The 1,373-nt window shown below is 55.6% G+C and carries 1 protein-coding gene; it reads right to left on the bottom strand.

Annotated elements, in window-relative coordinates; all coding sequences use genetic code 11:
* Positions 1-61: 61 nt before the first annotated feature.
* Complete coding sequence (locus tag ACIPL2_RS35130) at positions 62-1,321, bottom strand: IS256 family transposase (RefSeq protein WP_401365409.1); 1,260 nt, start codon at positions 1,319-1,321, stop codon at positions 62-64.
* Positions 1,322-1,373 lie beyond the last annotated feature (52 nt).

Below are 1,373 nucleotides of genomic sequence, written 5' to 3'. Positions count from 1 at the left end.
GAGAGTGTCAGATTTTTTGTGTGCGGGCCGATAACGGCCTGCCGTTAGGCAGGCCTTCATTTCACCAGTTTGGTCTGATGAATCGATCTCCGTACAAAACCGCAAACTGATTCATGGCGCTTTTCCAGTCATGGGCTGCACTGCCCCAATTGGAAGTGATGTTTTGCAGCGCCAGCCAGATCAGTTTCGTCGCTGCCTCGTCGGTTGGAAAGTGACCTCTTGTCTTGATGATTTTGCGCAACTGAGCATTGATGCTTTCGATGGCGTTGGTGGTGTAGATCACTTTTCGTATGGCCGGCGGGAACACGAAAAATGGGATGACTCGGTCCCAGGCTCGCCTCCATGCTGCCGCTATCGTTGGATATTGCTTGCCCCAAGGTCCTGTCTCGAAGGCCGCCAAAGCTTGTTCGGCGACTTCAGCATTGAGCGCTTGATAGATCGGTTTCAGGGCTTTGGCCAGCTCGCGACGTTTGTCCCACGCCACGTAATCAAGGCTGTTGCGGATCAAATGGACGATGCAGGTCTGCAGCGTTGCCTTAGGGAACACCGCACTCAAAGCTTCCGGCATGCCTTTAAGGCCGTCAGTTACCGCGATCAAAACGTCCTCGACGCCTCGGGTTTTTAGGTCGTTGAAGACTTTCATCCAGAACTTGGCCCCCTCGGTGTTCTCGATCCAGATCCCCAAAATATCCCGGGTGCCGTCGGGCAGCACGCCCAGGGCCAAGTAGATGGCCTTGTTGCGAACCACGCCTTCGTCACGGATTTTGACCCGCAGCGCATCGAAGAAAATGACCGGGTACATAGGCTCAAGTGGCCGTTGTTGCCAAGTACCGACTTCCTCCAGAACAGCGTCGGTGACCGAGCTGATGAAGTCGTGGGAGACGTCAGTCCCGTACTGTTCGGAGAGAAATGCACGAATCTCGCGAACACTCATGCCGCGGGCATACATGGCAATGATCTTGTCATCGAAGCCTGTAAACCGGCGCTCGTGTTTGGGGATCAGGATCGGAGCAAAGCTGCCATCGCGGTCTCTGGGAATATCCAGGCGCAACGGGCCGTCATCGGTCAGCACGGTCTTGCCGCTTCGGCCGTTACGCTGGTTACTCGAATCCTCGGGGCGCTCCGCGCCCTGAGGATAACCAAGGTGGTGCCCCAACTCGGCATCAAGGGCTCGCTCGATAAGCGCCTTCTTGAACGCCATCGAGGCATCCTGAATGGCTTCGGCACTCATCGGGCCGCTGACGAACTGGTCGATCAGCTCTTTGGGAATGGATGGAAGGTCACGCTGGGCCTTACTGGCCGGTTTCTTTTTGGTCGGCATACATGCACCTCTGCAACATGTTATGCCCGAACACAAAATTTATGACACTCCC

This window comes from Pseudomonas sp. NPDC086251 (assembly GCF_044746405.1).
Taxonomy (GTDB): domain Bacteria; phylum Pseudomonadota; class Gammaproteobacteria; order Pseudomonadales; family Pseudomonadaceae; genus Aquipseudomonas.
The sequence above is the reverse complement of the archived record's forward strand: the minus strand, read 5'-3'. Positions and strand labels throughout refer to the sequence as shown.

Coding starts and splice junctions, on each gene's coding strand:
- ACIPL2_RS35130 (WP_401365409.1), bottom strand. CDS start 1,321: ATGCCGACCAAAAAGAAACCGGCCAGTAAGGCCCAGCGTGACCTTCCA.